This is a genomic window from Teichococcus aestuarii, from assembly GCF_003116135.1.
GTDB classification, from domain to species: Bacteria; Pseudomonadota; Alphaproteobacteria; order Acetobacterales; family Acetobacteraceae; genus Pseudoroseomonas; species Pseudoroseomonas aestuarii.
This window is the reverse complement of sequence record NZ_PDOA01000094.1, coordinates 1-325: the sequence shown is the minus strand read 5'-3', so window position 1 is coordinate 325 and position 325 is coordinate 1. Positions and strand designations below refer to the sequence as shown.

The window sequence follows — 325 nt, the reverse complement described above, 5'->3', positions numbered from 1 at the left end:
CGGGTTGGCGTCGACCTGCGCGAGGTGCTGAACGCGATCCGCTACCTGGCGCGGACAGGATGCGGATGGCGCATGCTGCCGGTCCATTTCGGGCCATGGCAGACGATCTACTGGTGGTTTCGACGGCTCGTGCGGCGGTTCCTGTTCGTCACCCTGCACAACGTGGCCCTGATGCTCGATCGCGAGCGAGCCGGGCGGGAGGCCAGTCCTTCGGCCGGGGTCCTGGACAGCCAAACCGTGAAATCGCCTCAGGCGGCAGGCGGTGGGGGCTATGATGCCGCCAAACGCCTCAAGGGCCGCAAGCGCCACATCGCGGTGGACACCG

1 protein-coding gene is annotated in these 325 nt (G+C 67.7%); it reads left to right on the top strand.

The features are described 5' to 3' along the window. A partial coding sequence (locus tag CR165_RS24300; protein ID WP_146202056.1) for a transposase occupies positions 1 to 325 on the top strand: 325 nt, incomplete at both ends.